Source organism: Streptomyces sp. NPDC055254 (assembly GCF_053606025.1).
Genome location: NZ_JBSGQV010000038.1, coordinates 29,581 through 49,009 on the forward strand (window position 1 = coordinate 29,581; position 19,429 = coordinate 49,009).

General features: G+C 69.1%; 14 protein-coding genes and 1 pseudogene. 13 read left to right on the forward strand and 2 right to left on the reverse strand.

Annotated elements, in window-relative coordinates; genetic code table 11:
* Position 1: 1 nt before the first annotated feature.
* Together ACWFQ8_RS27110 and ACWFQ8_RS27115 are read right to left on the reverse strand one after the other, a co-directional pair.
* Positions 2–826 carry a hypothetical protein gene (locus ACWFQ8_RS27110; protein WP_453788896.1) on the reverse strand — a complete coding sequence of 275 codons (825 nt, stop codon included), beginning with the start codon at positions 824–826 and terminating at the stop codon, positions 2–4.
* A gap of 105 nt (positions 827–931) precedes the next feature.
* Entirely contained in the window at positions 932–1,159 is a 228-nt protein-coding gene (locus tag ACWFQ8_RS27115) for a hypothetical protein (RefSeq protein WP_453788897.1), read from the reverse strand.
* Between the two features lie 345 nt (positions 1,160–1,504).
* On the opposite strand from ACWFQ8_RS27115, the gene ACWFQ8_RS27120 reads away from it, so the two are divergent.
* From ACWFQ8_RS27120 to ACWFQ8_RS27180, 13 genes and pseudogenes are all read left to right on the forward strand, one after another.
* Positions 1,505–3,940 carry an ABC transporter family substrate-binding protein gene (locus ACWFQ8_RS27120; RefSeq protein WP_453788898.1) on the forward strand — a complete coding sequence of 812 codons (2,436 nt, stop codon included), beginning with the start codon at positions 1,505–1,507 and terminating at the stop codon, positions 3,938–3,940.
* 336 nt (positions 3,941–4,276) lie between these two features.
* Positions 4,277–6,181, forward strand: coding sequence for a translational GTPase TypA (gene typA / locus ACWFQ8_RS27125; protein ID WP_453788899.1), 1,905 nt, complete (start codon positions 4,277–4,279; stop codon positions 6,179–6,181).
* 462 nt (positions 6,182–6,643) lie between these two features.
* The gene (locus ACWFQ8_RS27130) at positions 6,644–8,263 is read left to right on the forward strand and encodes a peptide ABC transporter substrate-binding protein (RefSeq protein ID WP_453788900.1); all 1,620 of its coding nucleotides are present in this window, start codon (positions 6,644–6,646) and stop codon (positions 8,261–8,263) included.
* 96 nt (positions 8,264–8,359) lie between these two features.
* The gene (locus ACWFQ8_RS27135; protein ID WP_453788901.1) at positions 8,360–9,307 is read left to right on the forward strand and encodes an ABC transporter permease; all 948 of its coding nucleotides are present in this window, start codon (positions 8,360–8,362) and stop codon (positions 9,305–9,307) included.
* On the forward strand, positions 9,300–10,256 hold the full coding sequence (locus ACWFQ8_RS27140; protein WP_453788902.1) for an ABC transporter permease: 957 nt from the start codon (positions 9,300–9,302) through the stop codon (positions 10,254–10,256). The genes ACWFQ8_RS27135 and ACWFQ8_RS27140 overlap by 8 nt, the downstream gene beginning before the upstream one ends.
* Before the next feature lie 13 nt (positions 10,257–10,269).
* Entirely contained in the window at positions 10,270–11,325 is a 1,056-nt protein-coding gene (locus ACWFQ8_RS27145) for an ABC transporter ATP-binding protein (RefSeq protein WP_453788903.1), read from the forward strand.
* Positions 11,318–12,370 (forward strand): ABC transporter ATP-binding protein, encoded by a 1,053-nt coding sequence (locus tag ACWFQ8_RS27150; protein WP_453788904.1) that lies wholly within the window; start codon positions 11,318–11,320, stop codon positions 12,368–12,370. The genes ACWFQ8_RS27145 and ACWFQ8_RS27150 overlap by 8 nt, the downstream gene beginning before the upstream one ends.
* A gap of 155 nt (positions 12,371–12,525) precedes the next feature.
* Positions 12,526–13,503 (forward strand): GNAT family N-acetyltransferase, encoded by a 978-nt coding sequence (locus ACWFQ8_RS27155; protein ID WP_453788905.1) that lies wholly within the window; start codon positions 12,526–12,528, stop codon positions 13,501–13,503.
* Between the two features lie 108 nt (positions 13,504–13,611).
* Positions 13,612–15,240 (forward strand): peptide ABC transporter substrate-binding protein, encoded by a 1,629-nt coding sequence (locus tag ACWFQ8_RS27160; protein ID WP_453788906.1) that lies wholly within the window; start codon positions 13,612–13,614, stop codon positions 15,238–15,240.
* 30 nt (positions 15,241–15,270) lie between these two features.
* Positions 15,271–16,194, forward strand: a complete 924-nt coding sequence (locus ACWFQ8_RS27165; RefSeq protein WP_453788907.1) for an ABC transporter permease — start codon at positions 15,271–15,273, stop codon at positions 16,192–16,194.
* Positions 16,187–17,222, forward strand: a pseudogene (locus ACWFQ8_RS27170) (ABC transporter permease). Before ACWFQ8_RS27165 ends, ACWFQ8_RS27170 begins: the two are co-directional and overlap by 8 nt.
* 12 nt (positions 17,223–17,234) lie before the next feature.
* A complete protein-coding gene (locus ACWFQ8_RS27175) occupies positions 17,235–18,209 on the forward strand; it encodes an ABC transporter ATP-binding protein (protein WP_453788908.1) in 975 nt (324 codons plus the stop codon).
* Positions 18,202–19,245, forward strand: coding sequence for an ABC transporter ATP-binding protein (locus ACWFQ8_RS27180; RefSeq protein WP_453788909.1), 1,044 nt, complete (start codon positions 18,202–18,204; stop codon positions 19,243–19,245). Before ACWFQ8_RS27175 ends, ACWFQ8_RS27180 begins: the two co-directional genes overlap by 8 nt.
* The last annotated feature ends 184 nt before the right edge of the window (positions 19,246–19,429 follow it).

The following is a 19,429-nucleotide window of genomic DNA, read 5'->3' on the forward strand; positions in this document are numbered from 1 at the left end:
GTCAGAAGATCCTCGGGTCGGTGAAGGCGCCGCTGGCCAGCAGGTAGACGTAGAAGTCGCACGCGGCCACGCTGATCAGCGAGGCCCACGCCAGTTGCATGTGGCGGGTGTTGAGCCGGCTGACCCAGCCCCACAGCCGGTAGCGCACCGGGTGCTTCGAGAAGTGCTTGAGCCGGCCGCCCATGATGTGCCGGCAGGAGTGGCAGGACAGCGTGTAGGCCCAGATCAGCGCGATGTTGACCAGGAACAGCAGGGTCCCGAGGCCCATGTGGCCCCACGCGTAGTGCTCGTCGCGGAAGGTCAGCACCGTGTCGTAGGTGAGGATGCCCGCGACCGGCACCGCCGCGTAGAAGAAGTACCGGTGCATGTTCTGGAAGATCAGCGGGAAGCGGGTCTCGCCGGTGTACTTCGTGTGCGGCTCGGCGACCGCGCAGGCGGGCGGCGAGGCCCAGAAGCCCCGGTAGTAGGCCTTGCGGTAGTAGTAGCAGGTCAGCCGGAAGCCGAGCGGGAAGACCAGGATCAGCAGTGCGGGGGACAGGCCCCACCAGCTGCCGACGAGGTCCCAGTTGGGGCCGCCGCGCATCTCCTGGCAGTTCTCGGCGAGGCACGGGGAGTAGAACGGGGAGACGTACGGGGCCGCGTAGTAGTCGGCGTTCGCGAAGGCCCGCCAGGTCGAGTACACGATGAAGGCGAGCAGCCCGGCCGCGGTGCCGGCGGGGGCCAGCCACCACCGGTCGGTGCGCAGGTGCCCGGCAGTGATCGCGGCCCGGGAGGCGTCGTGGACGCCGCCGGGCCGCTGCTGGGGTCGTTCCGTACCTGTGGCCAAAGGGGACTCCGGGTGGAGTGATGAGGGGTGGCCCAGGAGGCCCGGCCGCGTGGGCGGCCGGGCCCGATGGGTGGAGCGTGGACGTCGGGGGCCGGTACCGGCCCGTCAGGGGGCGCGACGGTCGCGGGCGCCCAGGCCCTCGTCGTCGGAGTCGGTCCACAGCGTGCTGTCGTACGGCGTGTCCGGGACGGTCACCATCCGGGACGGCTCCGGCGCGGACCCCGGTGCCGCGCCCGCCGGTCTTCCTCCGGCCTGCCGCTCCAGCTGTTCGACCTTGCGCGTCAGCTCGTCCAGGTTGCGCCGTACGGCGTTCAGATCGTCTTGCAGGGACATGATTTGCCCTCACTTCCGCAGGGTGCGGTGGCAGCGCTCATGTGCGCCTGCGAGTGTCGCGCCTCACGTCCCCGGTTGTGAAGGGATGTGCGGCTATTGCGAGCGCGCAGGCGCGAATCGTGCGCCCCTCCCCGCCCCATTCTCATCCCTCCCCCGGGGGAACTGCCATCGCCACGCAAGCGGGATTGGTCCGCACGGGTGGGGTTCGCGGCGTGGCGCGAACCGGCTGCGGGGGGTCCGGCGGGGCTTCGCTTTCAGTGGGTTTCCGGCAACCGGTGTGATCAGCTCCATATACCGCCGGACGTGATCATGCTTCCCCCACGCCCCGCCCCGGAGGTACCACCCATGTCCCAGAGAAGGCGCAGGTCCTTGGCGCTCCTGACCTCGGGAGTCCTCGCGCTGCCACTGCTCACGGGCTGCGGCGCGGGTGACGACGAGGGCGGCCCGGCCGCGGCCGGACCGGACATCGCGACGACCGCCCGCGACAAGGTCGCCGACGGGGGCGTGCTGCGCTGGGCGGTGGACACCCTCCCCCCGACGCTGAACACCTTCCAGGCCGACGCCGACGCCACCACGGCGCGGATCGCCGGGGCCGTGCTGCCGCACCTCTTCGTCCTGGACGCCAAGGGGCGCCCCGTGGCCGATCCGCACTACCTGGAGAAGGCCCGGATCGTCGAGCGGGAGCCCAAGCAGGTCGTCCTGTACAAGCTGAACCAGCAGGCGGTGTGGAGCGACGGCCGCGAGATCGGCGCCGCCGACTTCGTCGCGCAGTGGCGGGCGCTGAGCGGCAAGGACTCGGCGTACTGGACCGCGCGCAACGCGGGGTACGAGCGGATCGAGAAGATCGAGCGGGGCAAGACGGACCTGGAGGTCAAGGTCACCTTCGCCAAGCCCTACGCCGACTGGCGCTCCCTCTTCAGCCCGCTCTACCCCAAGCAGGTCACCGGCACCCCGGACGCCTTCAACGAGGGCGCCCGGGGCGCCCTCAAGGTCACCGCCGGACCCTTCGCGCTCGGGGCGATCGACAAGAAGACCGGCACCGCGGCCCTGACCCGCAACCCCCGCTGGTGGGGACAGCCCGCGAAGCTCGACACCCTGGTACTGACGGCGGTGCCGCGGGCCGAGCGGCCGTCGGCGCTGGCCGCGGGCCGTGTCGACCTGGCGGAGATCGACCGCGGCGGCGCCGACCGGATCGCGCTGGCCCGGCGCGAAGCAGCGAAGCGGGGCGCCGCCGGCGCGAACGGCGCCCCCGCCCACGGTCCGGGCGCCGCGCTGACCCCGGCGCAGGCCACCCTGTCCTGGGCCATCGCCTTCGGCGCGGACGAGGACAAGGCCGAGGCGGAGAGGGAGAGCCGCCGCAAGCACATCGAGTCGGTGAAGCGCTACGCCGACGAGCAGGCCGCCCTGCGCACCTTCACGGTCCGCAAGTCCCTGGAAGGGGCCTACACCCAGCTCGCCCTGAACGGGGCCTCCGGACCGCTCGCGGACGAGCGCGTGCGCCGGGCCGTGGCCCGCGCCCTGGACCGCAAGGCGCTGGCCGAGATCGTGCTCAAGCCGCTCGGCCTGCCCGCCAAGCCGGTCGGCAGCCACGTGGCGCTCGCCGGGCAGCAGGCGTACTCCGACAACAGCAACGCCCTCGGCGGGCAGGACACCCAGGCGGCCCGGGCACTGCTCGCCGACGCGGGCTGGCGCCCGGGTGGCAAGCTCACCGAGCCCGCCGGCGCCAAGGCGGGCGCGGAGGCCGAGAGCGGGACGCAGGACGACGGGAAGACCCCGTCCGGCCCGGGCACCGGCGATGACGGCCTCTACATCGTCGGCCAGGACGACGAGCGCAACGGCGACCTGCGCTCGACGACCGTGAACCTGTCCCCGGCGGTCCGCGCCGGCGCGGCGGCCGGCGTACGGGGCGCCCGCGCCGAGGACCCCGCCGGGGCGCACCTCCCGGGCGGCCCGGCGGACGGTCTCGGCGACCCGGCGGACGGCCTCGACGGCGAGATCGTCGACGCCGACGCCTTCGCCCCGGGCGCCCGGCCGGAGCAGACCTCACCGGTCCTGGCCCCGGCCCCCTTCGCGGCCGAGCAGGAGGCCGCACTCCTCGCCCAGGCCGACGCGGCCGACGGCGCCGACGGCAAGCGCGCCCCGGCCCGCGACGGGGAGGCCTCGGAGCCGCCGAAGGGCTCACCGGCCCCGGCCGAGCAGGCCGCTCGTACCTCCGGTGCCATGCTGGCCAAGGACGGCAAGGCGCTGAACCTCCGCTTCGTCCTCCCGGCGGGCCCCGGCTCGGAATCGCTGCGCGCGGTCGGCGAGCGCATCGGCCGGATGCTCCAGAAGGTCGGCGTGCGGACCGAGATCACCAAGGTGGCCGACGACAGCTTCTTCAAGGACCACATCGCGTCGGGCCAGTACGACCTGGCGCTCTACTCCTGGCCGGCGAGCGCCTACCCCGCCACCGACGCCCGGCCCATCTTCGCCAAGCCGGAGCCCGCCGCCGACGGCTCGCTCCTCGTCGAACAGAACTACACCCGGGTCGGCACCGACCACATCGACCAGCTCTTCGACCAGGCCGTCGGCGAGCTGGACGAGGAGCAGTCGCGCGAGCTGGTCCGCAAGGCGGACGCCCGGATCTGGGCCGCCGCCGGGTCGATCCCGCTCTACCAGCGGCCGGAGCTGGTGGCCGTCAAACCGGCCCTGGCCAACGCCGGAGCCTTCGGTCTGGGCGCCCCCCGCTACCAGGACATCGGCTGGAAGAAGGCACCGGCCGCCAAGGGCAAGAAGAAGTAGACCGGGAGAAGAAGTGGTGACAAAGCGGGGACTGTCAGGTTGACCCGCGGGTCACAACCTCAGAAGTGACTCAAGTTCCTTGCCCGCCGGGGACCCCGGCGGGCAAGGTCGTGCATACCCATTGACCCGTGTGAACACTGGTCGGACCGAGGGCTCGCGCACCCCACCCCGCGCTCGCTCCTCCTCAGTCGTCCGGCCCCTTGACAGACCCCCCGGCAGGCGGTTCCCGCTGCGCGACGTACCATGGGGTAAGGCCGTGGCAGGTTTTCCGCCCGGTCGAGGCGCGCGTGCCGGACCGTACGCGACGCCATCCACGATCCCGGGAGAAGCGCCGAAGTGCCCACGCGCCACGACATCCGTAACGTCGCCATCGTCGCCCACGTCGACCATGGCAAGACGACCATCGTCGATGCCATGCTCAAGCAGGCCGGTGCCTTCGCCGCCCACCAGCACCTCGACGACCGCATGATGGACTCGAACGACCTGGAGCGTGAGAAGGGCATCACGATCCTCGCCAAGAACACGGCGGTGAAGTACCACCCCAAGGACGGCGGGGCCCCGATCACGATCAACATCATCGACACCCCCGGCCACGCCGACTTCGGTGGTGAGGTCGAGCGCGGTCTGTCGATGGTGGACGCGGTCGTCCTGCTGGTGGACGCCTCCGAGGGTCCGCTGCCCCAGACCCGTTTCGTCCTGCGCAAGGCCCTGCAGGCGAAGATGCCGGTCATCCTCTGCATCAACAAGACCGACCGCCCGGACTCCCGGATCGACGAGGTCGTCAACGAGACGTACGACCTGTTCCTGGACCTGGACGCGGACGAGGACCAGATCGAATTCCCGATCGTCTACGCCTGCGGCCGTGACGGCGTGGCCTCGCTGACCAAGCCGGAGGACGGCACCGTCCCCGCGGACAGCGACAGCCTGGAGCCGTTCTTCTCCACCATCCTGGAGCACGTCCCCGCCCCGGTGTACGACGAAGAGGCGCCCCTCCAGGCCCACGTCACCAACCTGGACGCCGACAACTTCCTCGGCCGCATCGCGCTCGTCCGCGTCGAGCAGGGCGAGCTGCGCAAGGGCCAGACCGTCGCGTGGATCAAGCGCGACGGCAGCATCTCCAACGTCCGCATCACCGAGCTGATGATGACCGAGGCGCTCACCCGCAAGCCGGCCGAGGTGGCGGGCCCGGGCGACATCTGCGCGGTGGCCGGTTTCCCCGAGATCATGATCGGCGAGACCCTGGCCGACCCGGAGAACCCGATCGCGCTCCCGCTGATCTCGGTGGACGAGCCGGCGATCTCCATGACGATCGGCACCAACACCTCCCCGATGGTCGGCCGCGGCGGCAGCGGCAAGGGCGCGGACGCCAAGTCCGCGGTCAAGGACCGCAAGGTCACCGCCCGCCAGGTCAAGGACCGTCTGGACCGCGAGCTGGTCGGCAACGTCTCGCTCCGCGTCCTCGACACCGAGCGTCCCGACGCCTGGGAGGTCCAGGGCCGCGGTGAGCTCGCGCTCGCCATCCTGGTCGAGCAGATGCGCCGCGAGGGCTTCGAGCTGACCATCGGCAAGCCGCAGGTGGTCACGCAGGAGATCGACGGCAAGGTGCACGAGCCGGTCGAGCGCATGACGATCGACGTGCCCGAGGAGCACATGGGCGCCGTCACGCAGCTCATGGGCGTCCGCAAGGGCCGCATGGACAACATGTCGAACCACGGCTCCGGCTGGGTGCGCATGGAGTTCGTCGTCCCGTCCCGCGGCCTGATCGGCTTCCGTACGGAGTTCCTGACGGGCACGCGCGGTACCGGTATCGCCCACTCGATCCACGAGGGCCACGAGCCGTGGTTCGGCCCGCTGGTGACCCGCAACAACGGTTCGCTGGTCGCGGACCGCGCGGGTTCGGTGACGCCGTTCGCGATGATCAACCTGCAGGAGCGCGGTGTCCTGTTCACCGACCCCGGCACCGAGGTGTACGAGGGCATGATCGTCGGCGAGAACTCGCGCTCCGACGACATGGACGTGAACATCACCAAGGAGAAGAAGCTCACCAACATGCGTGCGGCTTCGGCGGACAACACGGAGAACGTGATTCCGCCGCGCAAGCTCTCCCTGGAGCAGTCCCTGGAGTTCTGCCGCGACGACGAGTGCGTCGAGGTGACCCCGGAGGCCGTCCGCATCCGCAAGGTCGTCCTGGACCAGAAGGAGCGCTCGCGCACCGCGTCGCGCGCCAAGTCCGGCAAGTAGCGAACCCGGCCCGCTCAAGCCCCGCTTGGGCGGTGGCCGACGCCCGGCGCGTTGGCTGAAACACCGTGGAACACAGCAGCCCCTCCCGTCACGTACTCCGTGGCGGGCAGGGGTTGTTCGCTTCTGTCAAGCGGATTATTGCGTTCAGGTGTCCGCATACCGACCGTGACACTCCGGAAGTTGAGCTAACCGTCCGTTTCGCACGTGTCTGTCTCCTATCTGTTTGTCCGGATATCGGGTTTTCGCCGTGCGGTGATGTTGTGAAAACGAGACCACTTAAGTGTGGTTTACGGTCTGGGCGTCCCTGAGGATGGCTCCATTGAGCTCGGGTCAATGGGTCACGCGCTGTGGGGAGCGCCGACTCACGAGCACACACGACGGGGCCGGAATTCGCTGTCAGGGGTGTCAGCGATCACCGGACCCCTCACGTATCAACAGTGACTCCTGAGGAGGCAATTACCCATGCGCGGAGCAACGAGCGCCAAGTGGGTCGCGGGTGCCGTCATCGTGGCGATGGCAGCCACGGCTTGTGGTACCGGCAAGGACGACAGCGGCAGCAAGGCCGGCGGAAGCATCACGGTGGTGCTCGGCGAGCCGCAGCACGGCCTGGTGGGTCAGAACACCGCCGAGTCCGAGGGTGCCGAGGTTCTCAACGCCCTCTTCACCGGCCTGGTCCAGTACGACAACAAGACCAACGAGCCGCAGCTCGCGGTCGCCGAGTCCATCGAGACCACGGACTCGAAGGTCTGGACGATCAAGCTCAAGGACGGCTACACCTTCCACAACGGCGAGAAGGTCGACGCGCAGTCGTTCGTCCGCGCCTGGAACTGGGGTGCCAACCAGGCCAACGCCGCCGAGTCGCTGCCCTTCTTCGACAAGATCGAGGGCTCCGAGGAGCTGGCGCCGGGCAAGGACAAGCAGCCCACGGCCACTGAACTCAAGGGCCTCAAGGTCGTTGACGAGAAGACCTTCACCGTCACGCTGAAGGCTCCCTTCTCGCAGTTCAAGACCATGCTGGGCTACAACGCGTTCTACCCGCTGCCGAAGGCGTTCGAGGCCGACCCGAAGAAGTTCGGCGAGGCCCCGATCGGCAACGGCGCCTTCCAGATGGACGGCGCCTGGGAGCACAACAAGCAGATCAAGATCAAGCGCTACGACAAGTACGCGGGCGAGAAGGCGAAGCTCGAGGGCGTCACCTTCAAGATCTACGACAACCTGGACACGGCGTACAACGACCTCCGCGCCGACAACCTCCAGATCGTCGACAAGCTCCCCGTCTCGGCGCTGGCCTCCGTCTCCCAGGAGTTCGGCGACCGCTACCTGTACAAGCCGGAGTCGGGCGTCGGTTACATCGGTCTCCCGCTGAAGACGAACCCCGAGGCGTTCGGCAAGGTGGAGATCCGCAAGGCCATCTCCATGGCCATCGACCGGGACGCCATCACGAAGACCATCTTCAACGGCACCCGCAAGCCGGCCGACGACTTCATCAGCCCCATCATCCCGGGTTACCGCAAGGGCGCCCTCGGCGAGGTCGGTACCTACAACCCGACCAAGGCCAAGGAGCTCTTCACCCAGGCGGGCGGCGTTCCGGGCAACAAGATCGAGCTCGGCTACAACGCCGACGGCGGCCACAAGGAGTGGATCGAGGCCGTCGCCAACCAGCTTAAGGCGAACCTCGGCGTCGAGGTCACCGCCAAGCCGTTCACCAAGTTCGGTGACATGCTGACCGAGCTGGGCGACCAGAAGTACAAGGGCGGCTTCCGCATGGCGTGGTCCATGGACTACCCGGCGGCCGAGAACTACCTCCGCCCGATCTTCTCGAAGACCGCGATCGACCACGGTTCCAACTACGGCGGTTACATCAACGAAGAGTTCGAGACGCTGATGGACCAGGCCGACAAGACCGCCGACGCGGGCGAGGCCATCAAGCTGTACCAGAAGGCCGATGACGTCATCATCAAGGACCTTCCGTACATCCCGGTCTTCACCTACATGTCTTCTTCGGCCTACTCCAAGTCCGTGAAGAACGTCGAGATCGACGCCCAGGGCCGCATGGACCTGGCCAAGGTCGAGCTCAACTAACACCCCTCTTCACGTCAAGGGGACACCGGGGGCGGGTGGGCGGAATCAGGTTTCCGCCCACCTGCCCCTTCCCCCTGTTCTTCCGCTGGAGGTCTGATGGGCCGCTACCTCATCCGCCGACTCATACAGGCGATCCCTGTTCTGCTCGGCGCCACTTTCCTGATCTATCTGCTGACCTTCGCCATGCCGGGTGCTGACCCGATCCAGCTCCTGGCAGGTGAGAAGAAGGCAGACCCGCTCGTCGCGGCGATGCTGCGCGAGAAGTACCACCTCGACGACCCGTTCCTGCTGCAGTACTGGAACTACATCACCGGCGTGTTCCAGGGCGACCTCGGTGAGTCCCTGAACGGACGCAAGGTCCTCGACCAGTTCGCCGAGGCCTTCCCGTACACGGTGAACCTGGCTCTCATGGCCTTCGCCATCGAGGCCGTCGTCGGTGTGCTGGCCGGCATCATGGCAGCCCTGCGCCGGGGCAAGTTCCTCGACCAGCTGGTCCTGCTCTCGACGCTGATGGTCATCTCGATCCCCGTCTTCGTCACCGGCTTCGTGCTGCAGCTGACGCTCGGCGTGCACCTGAAGAACGAGTGGGGCATCGAGTTCTTCACGCCCTCGTTCAACGAGAACGACGGCATGATCGGGTACCTCCTCCCGGCCCTCGTCCTCGCTTCCACCTCCCTGGCGTACGTGGCCCGACTGACCCGTACCAGCCTGATGGAGACGATGCGCGCGGACTACGTGCGCACCGCGACCGCCAAGGGGCTTCCGCGCCGCCGCGTCGTCGTGTCCCACGCGCTGCGCAACGCGCTCATCCCGATCATCACGTTCCTGGGTGCCGATCTCGGCGCGCTGATGGGCGGTGCGGTCATCACCGAGCGGATCTTCAACATTCACGGAGTCGGCGGTCTGCTCGCCAAGTCCGTGTACCTCAAGGACGGTGCCGTAGTGGTGGGCGGTGTGACCATCCTGGTCCTCGTGTACCTCCTCGCGAACCTGCTTGTGGACCTTCTCTACGCCGTGCTCGACCCGAGGATCCGCTATGCGTGACACGACTACGGTGGGGGACTCGATGACCGACACCCAGATAGCCGGAGCCCCCTCCGCCGGCGCACCTGCGGACCAGTCCGACCCGAAGAAGAAGAACCGCGAGGCCAGTCTCTGGTCCGACGCCCTGAGCGACCTGCGTCGCAACCCGGTCTTCCTGATCGGCGCCTTCCTGGTTCTGTGCATGCTCATCATTTCGGCGTTCCCGCAGTGGTTCACCAGCGCCAGCCCCTTCGAAGCGGCGGCCTGCAAGCTGGAGGACTCCCTCAAGACGCCGAGCGCCGACCACTGGTTCGGCTTCGACATCCAGGGCTGCGACGTCTACACCCGTACGGTGTGGGCCGCCCGCAACTCCGTGATCGTCGGAATCGTCACCACCTCGCTGGTGGTCCTCGTCGGTGGTTCCCTCGGTCTGCTGGCCGGCTGGACCGGCGGCGTCATCGACAGCGTTCTGTCCCGTTTCACCGAGATCTTCTTCGCGATTCCGCTGCTGCTCGGCGGCATGCTCATCATGTCCGCCCTGCCGGGCAACGCCTGGACGGTATCGCTGGTGCTGGCCATCCTCGGCTGGCCGCAGATCTTCCGCATCATGCGGTCCTCGGTGCTGCAGAACAAGAACAACGACTACGTGATGGCCGCCCGCGCCCTCGGTGCCGGCACTCTGCGCATCACGATCCGCCACATCCTGCCGAACGCCGTCGCCCCCGTCATCGTGGTCGGCGCGATCAGCCTGGGTGTGTACATCTCCGCCGAGGCGGCCCTGTCGTACCTCGGCATCGGGGTCCAGCCCCCGGAGATCTCGTGGGGCCTGATGGTCAGCGACGCCTCCGTCCGCTGGCTCCAGGCACCGCACGTGCTGCTGTTCCCGTCGGCCGCGCTGAGCATCACCGTGCTCGCGTTCATCATGGTCGGCGACGCGGTACGCGACGCCCTCGACCCGAAGCTGCGCTGAGGAAGGGCGTACGTTGACCATCATCGACAAGACCTCGAACGTCCCCGCGCCCCGTTCGGCGCCGGAGGGGATCCCCCTGCTCGAAGTGCGCGACCTGCACGTCGAGTTCCACACCCGCGACGGAGTCGCCAAGGCCGTCAACGGGGTCTCGTACTCCGTGAACGCCGGCGAGACCCTCGCCGTCCTCGGCGAGTCCGGCTCGGGCAAGTCCGTGACGGCGCAGGCCATCATGGGCATCCTCGACATGCCCCCGGGCAGGATCCCGCACGGCGAGATCCTCTTCCAGGGCACCGACCTGCTCAAGCTGCCCGCCGAGGAGTTCCGCAAGGTCCGTGGCCAGAAGATCGCCATGATCTTCCAGGACGCGCTCTCCTCGCTGAACCCGGTGCACACCGTCGGCGCCCAGCTCGGCGAGATGTTCCGGGTGCACCGCGGCATGTCCAAGAAGGACGCCACGGCCAAGGCCGTCGAGCTCATGGACCGCGTGAAGATCCCCGCCGCCAAGGCGCGCGTGGGTGACTACCCGCACCAGTTCTCCGGCGGTATGCGCCAGCGCATCATGATCGCCATGGCGATGGCCCTGGAGCCCGACCTGATCATCGCCGACGAGCCCACCACGGCTCTCGACGTGACGGTCCAGGCCCAGGTCATGGACCTGCTCGCGGAGCTCCAGCGCGAGATGAACATGGGCCTGATCCTGATCACCCACGACCTCGGCGTCGTCGCCGACGTCGCGGACAAGATCGCCGTCATGTACGGCGGCCGGATCGTCGAGAACGCCCCGGTCCACGAGATCTACAAGCGCCCGGCGCACCCGTACACCCGCGGTCTGCTGGACTCGATCCCCCGCCTGGACCAGAAGGGCCAGGAGCTCTACGCGATCAAGGGCCTGCCGCCCAACCTGCTCAACATCCCCTCGGGCTGCGCCTTCAACCCGCGCTGCCCCAAGGCGCAGGACATCTGCCGCACCGACGTGCCGGTCCTGCACCCGGTGACCGAGCGGGACGGCACCGAGCTGCCCGGCCGCGGCAGCGCGTGCCACTTCTGGAAGGAGCAGATCCATGGCTGAGCTCACCAAGAACACCACCGAGCGCGAGCCGATCCTCCAGGTCCGCAACCTGGTCAAGCACTTCCCGCTGACCCAGGGCATCCTGTTCAAGAAGCAGGTCGGCGCGGTCAAGGCGGTCGACGGCATCTCCTTCGACCTGTACCAGGGCGAGACCCTCGGCATCGTCGGCGAGTCCGGCTGCGGCAAGTCCACCGTCGCCAAGCTGCTGATGAGCCTGGAGAAGGCCACCGCGGGCGAGGTCTTCTACAAGGGCCAGGACATCACCAAGCTGTCCGGTCAAGCCCTCAAGGCCGTTCGCCGCAACATCCAGATGGTGTTCCAGGACCCGTACACCTCGCTGAACCCGCGCATGACGGTCGGCGACATCATCGGCGAGCCGTACGAGATCCACCCCGAGGTGGCTCCCAAGGGCGACCGCCGGCGCAAGGTCCAGGAGCTCCTGGACGTGGTCGGCCTCAACCCGGAGTACATCAACCGGTACCCGCACCAGTTCTCCGGCGGCCAGCGCCAGCGCATCGGCATCGCCCGCGGCCTCGCGCTCAACCCGGAGATCATCATCTGCGACGAGCCGGTCTCCGCGCTCGACGTGTCGGTGCAGGCCCAGGTCATCAACCTGATGGAGAAGCTCCAGGACGAGTTCAACCTGTCCTACCTCTTCATCGCCCACGACCTGTCGATCGTCCGGCACATCTCGGACCGCGTGGGCGTCATGTACCTCGGCAAGATGGCCGAGATCGGTACGGACACCCAGATCTACGACCACCCGACGCACCCCTACACCCAGGCGCTGCTGTCCGCCGTGCCCGTCCCCGACCCGTCCGCCCGGGAGGGCCGCGAGCGGATCATCCTCACCGGTGACGTCCCGTCCCCGGCCAACCCGCCGTCGGGCTGCCGCTTCCGCACCCGCTGCTGGAAGGTCCAGGACAAGTGCGCCACCGAGGAGCCGCTGCTGGCGATCCCGGAGCGCTTCAAGGGCCAGGACACCTTCGCCGCGCACGAGTCGGCGTGCCACTTCGCGGAGGAGAAGGCCATCCTGGCCGTCTGATCCCGCGAGACACGTGAAGCCCGGGGCGCCCGCGGCCGGAATCCTCCGGCCCGGGAGCCCCGGGCTTCGGCGTGCCCGCCCCCGGCTCCCGTACGCGGCCCCCGTACCGCAAAAGGCTGTTGCACCCGTCCCGCGCGCCCGGGGACAGTGGCCCGATGACCGAAGCACCGTACGACCGCCGAGGCCCCGTACTGACCGTACGTCCCGCCGGACCGGGGGACGCGGCCGACATCTGCGCCCTGCTCAACGCCGTGGACGTTGCCGAGATCGGCCGCCCCGAGACCGATCTGGGCACCGTGGAGGCCGACCTCAACCATCCCGACGTCGATCTGGCCACCGACTCCTGGCTCGCCTTCGAGGGAAGCCGGCTCGTCGCCTACGCCCTCGTCTGGGCCGACTCCGGCCCGGGCCGCGTCGACGGGGACCACTACGTGCTGCCCGGCCGCCCGGGCCCCGCCCTGCGGCTGCTGGAGCTGATGGAGGCCCGGGCCCGCGAACTCGCCGCCGGGGCGCCGGCCGGGGCACTGCGGATCCAGCTCAACGTGAGGCCCACCCTCGACCTTTCCCTCCTCACCGGGCGCGGCTACCGGCGCATCCGCCGCTACCAGGTCATGACCCGCGCCCTGTCCCCGGCGGCGGACCTCCCCCCGGCCGGCCTCCCCCCGGCCGCACCGGGCGGCCTGGTCCTGCGCCACTGCGCCGCCGACGAGGCCGACCGCCGCCGGGCCCACGCCCTGGTGGAGCGGACCTTCGCCGCGCACTTCGGCCATGTGGACCGCGCGTACGAGCCGTGGCTGGACCACCTCGACGCCCGCTCCCTGGACTGGTCCCTGGTGTGGATCGCGAGCGCGCCCGCCCACGGCGACGTGGGCGTGCTGCTCACCCGCGACGACCGTACGAGCATGGGCTGGATCAGCCACCTCGGCGTACGGGAGGACCTGCGGGGCCGCGGCATCGGCGGGCACCTGCTGCGCCACGGCTTCGCCGCCTACGCGGCACGCGGCCGGGACACCGTGGGCCTCGGCGTGGACACGCACAACGAGACCGGCGCGCTGGCGCTCTACGAGGCGCACGGAATGGCCCTGCACTACGCGGTCGACACCTGGGAGCTGCCTTTGCACCCGCAGGGGTGACAGGGGCGGGACGCGGGGGTGCAATCGGTCCAACCGGGAGTGTGCGGAACCCCTCAAGGGGTGACATTGGCCCCTACGTGAGTCTTGGGATCCCATAGGAGGCACTCCATGCGCGGAGCCACCCACGCCAAGTGGGCCGCAGGTGCGATGGCCGTCGCCCTCGCGGCGACGGCCTGCGGCGGCGGGAGCGACAGCGGTGGGGGCGGCGACGCGGGGATCATCAGTTCCTCGTGGGGTGACCCGCAGAACCCGCTGGAGCCGGCCAACACCAACGAGGTGCAGGGCGGCAAGGTCCTCGACATGCTCTTCCGGGGACTCAAGAGGTACGACGCGAAGACCGGCGAGGCCAAGGACATGCTCGCCGAGAAGATCGAGACGACGGACAGCCAGAACTTCACCATCACCCTCAAGGACGGCTGGAAGTTCAGCAACGACGAGCCCGTCACCGCGCAGTCCTTCGTGGACGCCTGGAACTACGCGGCCGACGTGCGCAACAAGCAGAACAACGCGCCCTTCTTCTCCGACATCGTGGGCTACGAGGACCTGCACCCGGCGTCGGGCGACCCCAAGGCGAAGACGATGTCCGGACTGGTCGTCAAGGACCCCAAGACCTTCACCGTCGCCCTCAAGGAGAAGTTCTCCACCTGGCCCGAGACCCTCGGCTACCAGGCCTTCTCCCCGCTGCCCAAGTCCTTCTTCACCGACCGTGCGGCCTGGTTGGACAAGCCCGTCGGCAACGGCCCCTACACGGTGGACTCGTACACCAAGGGCACCGGCATGAAGTTGCGCGCGTGGGACGGCTACCCCGGCGAGGACAAGGCGCAGAACGGCGGCGTCGACCTCAAGGTCTACACCGACAACAACACGGCCTACACGGACCTCATCTCCGGCAACCTCGACCTCGTCGACGACGTTCCGGCGCAGCAGCTCAAGAACGTCAAGAACGACCTGGGTGACCGCTACATCAACCAGTCGGCCCTCATCATCCAGACCCTGACCTTCCCGCTGTACGACCCCCGGTGGGGCAAGGACGGCATGGAGAAGGTCCGCCGGGGCATCTCGCGGGCGATCAACCGGGACGAGATCACCAAGCAGATCTTCCGGGAGACCCGCACCCCCGCCAAGGACTGGACCTCACCGGCCCTCGGTGAGAAGGGCGGCTTCTCCGCCGAGGCCTGCGGCGACGCCTGCGTCTACGACCCGGCCGAGGCCAAGAAGCTCATCCAGGAGGGCGGCGGGCTCCCCGGCGGCAAGGTCACGCTGACCTCCAACGTGGACACCGGCTCGCACCGCGACTGGATGGACGCCGTCTGCAACAGCATCAACAACGCCCTGGGCGAGGGCCCGGTCTGCACGGTCAATCCGGTCGGCACCTTCGCCGACTTCCGCAACCAGCAGAGCGGCTCCAAGCTGACCGGCTCCTTCCGCTCCGGCTGGCAGGCCGACTACCCGCTGATCCAGAACTTCCTGGAGCCGCTCTACTACACCGGCGCCTCCTCCAACTACGGGAAGTTCAGCAACAAGGACTTCGACCGACTCATCGACGATGCCAACCAGGAGAGCGACGCGGCCAAGGCCACCACGATCTTCCAGGACGCCGAGAAGATCCTCGCCGAGCAGATGCCGTCCATCCCGCTCTGGTACCAGAACGGCAGCGCCGGCTACTCCGAGCGGATCTCGGACGTGAGCCTCAACCAGTTCAGCGTTCCGGTGTACGACCAGATCAAGGTCGGCTGACCCCCGCACGGATCGAGCCCGGAGCAGTCCATGGGACGTTATGTGATCCGGCGGCTGCTCCAGATGATCCCGGTGTTCATCGGCAGCACGTTCCTGATCTTCTTCATGGTGTACGCGCTCGGTGACCCGGTCGCCGCCCTTTTCGGCGACAAGGCCCCCGACCCCGCCACCGCCGCCCGCATCCGCAAGGACCTCTACCTCGACCAGCCCCTGTGGAAGCAGTACCTCCACTACATGGGGCAGATCTTCCAGGGCGACTTCGGCACGGCCTTCAACGGGCAGAGCGTCACCTCTCTGATGACCTCGGCCTTCCCCGTCACCCTGCGCCTGACCGTCGTCGCGATCGTCATCGAGATCGTCGTCGGCATCACCCTCGGGGTGGTCAGCGGACTGCGCCGGGGCAGGTCCGTCGACACCTCCGTGCTCGTGCTCACCCTCGTCGTCATCTCCGTGCCCACCTTCGTGACGGGCTACCTGCTGCAATTCCTCTTCGGCGTCCAATGGGGCTGGGTCCGGCCCACCGTCTCCCCGGACGCCCCCTTCGACGAGCTGATCCTGCCCGGGATCGTGCTCGCCCTCGTCTCCCTGGCGTACGTCACCCGGCTGTCCCGCACCTCGATCGCCGAGAACGTCAAGGCCGACTACGTGCGTACGGCCGTGGCCAAGGGCCTGCCGCGCCGCCGTGTCGTCACCCGGCACCTGCTGCGCAACTCCCTGATCCCGGTGGTCACCTTCATCGGCACCGACATCGGCGCCCTGATGGGCGGCGCCATCGTCACGGAGCGGATCTTCAACATCCACGGCGTCGGCTTCCAGCTCTACCAGGGCATCGTGCGCAACAACGCGCCCACGGTGGTCGGCTTCGTGACCATCCTCGTCATCGTCTTCCTGGTGGCGAACCTGCTCGTCGACCTGCTCTACGCGGTCCTGGACCCGAGGATCCGTTATGCCTGAGCCCGAGCGTCCCGGGGGCCCGGGCGGCTACGAGCCGGTGGGCCCCGGCCCACGCGAGGCGATCTCACCCACCGGACAGGAGCGGAGCCATGGATCTGGCGCTGGAAGAAGCCGAGAGCGTGGAGAAGGGCCCCGGAACGGGCGCCCCCGGCGAGTCGCGCCCCTCGGCCGGCTCCGGCGCACGGGCGCGCTCCCTGTGGTCCGACGCCTGGCACCAACTGCGCCGCAACCCCGTCTTCGTCGTCTCCTCGCTGATGATCCTTTTCCTCGTCCTCATCGCGGTCTGGCCCCAGCTCATCGCTGACGGGGACCCGCTCCAGTGCGACCTGTCCAAGTCGCAGCAGGGCTCCGCCCCCGGCCACCCCTTCGGCTACGACACCCAGGGCTGCGACGTGTACACCCGTACCGTCCACGGAGCCCGCGCCTCCATCACCGTGGGCGTCTGCGCCACCCTCGGCGCCGCCCTCCTCGGCTCCGCGCTCGGCGGGCTCGCCGGCTTCTTCGGCGGCTGGAGCGACGCCCTGCTCTCCCGGGTCGCCGACGTCTTCTTCGGCATCCCGGTCATCCTGGGCGGCCTGGTCTTCCTGTCCGTCGTCACCAGCACCACCGTCTGGCCCGTGGTCGGCTTCATCGTGCTGCTCGGCTGGCCGCAGATCGCGCGCATCGCCCGCGGCTCGGTGATCACCGCCAAACAGAACGACTACGTGCAGGCCGCCCGCGCACTGGGCGCCGGAAACGGCCGGATGCTGCTGCGGCACGTGGCGCCCAACGCCGTGGCCCCCGTGATCGTCGTCGCCACCATCGCGCTCGGCACGTACATCGCGCTGGAGGCCACCCTGTCCTTCCTGGGCGTGGGCCTGCGCCCGCCCACCGTCTCCTGGGGCATCGACATCTCCCACGCGGCCACCCAGATCCGCAACGCCCCGCACATGCTGCTCTACCCGGCGGGCGCGCTCAGCCTGACCGTGCTCGCCTTCATCATGCTCGGCGACGCGGTGCGCGACGCCCTCGATCCCAAGCTGCGCTGAGGAGTCCCGCACATGCTGCTCGAAGTCCGCGACCTGCACGTGGAGTTCAAGACGCGCGACGGAGTCGCGAAGGCGGTCAACGGCGTCGACTACTCGGTGGACGCGGGGGAGACCCTCGCCGTCCTCGGCGAGTCGGGCTCGGGCAAGTCGGTGACCGCGCAGGCCGTGATGGGCATCCTGGACATGCCGCCCGGCCGGATCGCGGGCGGGGAGATCCTGTTCAAGGGCCGGGACCTGCTGAGGATGAAGGAGGAGGAGCGTCGGAAGATCCGCGGGGCCGAGATGGCCATGATCTTCCAGGACGCGCTCTCCTCGCTGAACCCCGTACTGAGCGTCGGCGCGCAGCTCGGCGAGATGTACGAGGTCCACCGCGGCATGTCCCGCAAGGACGCCAGGCGCAAGGCGGTCGAGCTGATGGACCGGGTGAAGATCCCGGCGGCCAAGGAGCGGGTGGGAGACTACCCGCACCAGTTCTCGGGCGGTATGCGCCAGCGCATCATGATCGCGATGGCGCTGGCCCTGGAGCCTTCGCTGATCATCGCCGACGAGCCGACGACGGCCCTGGACGTCACCGTCCAGGCCCAGGTGATGGACCTGCTGGCCGAGCTCCGGCGCGAGCTGAACATGGGGCTGATCCTGATCACCCACGACCTCGGCGTCGTCGCCGACGTGGCCGACAAGATCGCCGTGATGTACGCGGGCCGGATCGTCGAGGCGGCCCCCGTCGACGCGATCTACCGGGCGCCCGCGCACCCGTACACGCGCGGCCTGCTGGACTCCATCCCGCGGCTGGACCAGAAGGGCCAGGAGCTGTACGCGATCAAGGGTCTGCCGCCCAACCTGCTCGCCATCCCGCCCGGCTGCGCCTTCAACCCGCGCTGCCCGATGGCGGGCGCCGCCTGCCGCGCCGAGGTCCCACCCCTGGAGCGGGTCGCCGAGGCCCGCACCAGCGCCTGCTTCTTCTGGAAGGAGTGCCTCCATGCCTGAGTCCCTTCTCGAAGTGCAGGACCTCGTCAAGCACTACCCGTTGACCCGGGGAGTCGTCCTGCGCAAGCAGATCGGCGCGGTCAAGGCCGTCGACGGCGTCTCCTTCGGCCTGGGTGCCGGGGAGACGCTGGGCATCGTCGGCGAGTCCGGCTGCGGGAAGTCCACCGTGGCCAAGTTGCTGGTCAACCTGGAGCGGCCGACGGCGGGCGCGATCCGCTACAAGGGCGAGGACCTCGCCAAACTGTCGGCCAGGGCCCTCAAGGCCGTTCGCCGCAACATCCAGATGGTGTTCCAGGACCCGTACACCTCGCTGAACCCGCGCATGACGGTCGGCGACATCATCGGCGAGCCGTACGAGATCCACCCCGAGGTGGCTCCCAAGGGCGACCGCCGGCGCAAGGTCCAGGAGCTGCTGGACGTGGTCGGCCTCAACCCGGAGTACATCAACCGGTACCCGCACCAGTTCTCCGGCGGCCAGCGCCAGCGCATCGGCATCGCCCGCGGCCTGGCCCTGCGCCCCGAGGTCATCGTCGCGGACGAGCCGGTCTCGGCGCTCGACGTGTCGGTGCAGGCCCAGGTCATCAACCTGATGGAGAAGCTCCAGGACGAGTTCGACCTGTCCTACGTCTTCATCGCCCACGACCTGTCGATCGTCCGCCACATCTCCGACCGGGTCGGCGTGATGTACCTGGGCCGGATCGTCGAGATCGGCACGGACACCCAGATCTACGACCACCCGACCCACCCGTACACGCAGGCGCTGCTGTCGGCCGTGCCCGTCCCCGACCCGTCCGCCCGGGAGGGCCGCGAGCGGATCATCCTCACCGGTGACGTCCCGTCCCCGGCCGACCCGCCGTCGGGCTGCCGCTTCCGCACCCGCTGCTGGAAGGCCGAGGCGCGGTGCGCGGAGCAGGTACCGCTGCTCGCGGTGCCGGCGGTCTTCCCCTCGGGCCCGGCGGCCCATCCGTCGGCCTGTCACTTCGCGGCCGAGAAGCAGGTGGTGCCACAGACCGCGCCGCCGCCGGCCGCCCTCTGACCGGCTTTTTCCGGCCACCCCGTGGGACGGGTCCGGATGTGGCCGGCCTGTCCGAACTCGGTTTACAGGGGCGCAACTTGCCCGTTTCTGCCCCGAGATCTACGGCGTGCGGCCTGAAGGCCGAGCGGCCGTGCGGGTGCCGACGGCCGGTCGGGGAGGCGTAGAGCCTGTCCGGTCGGCCTCC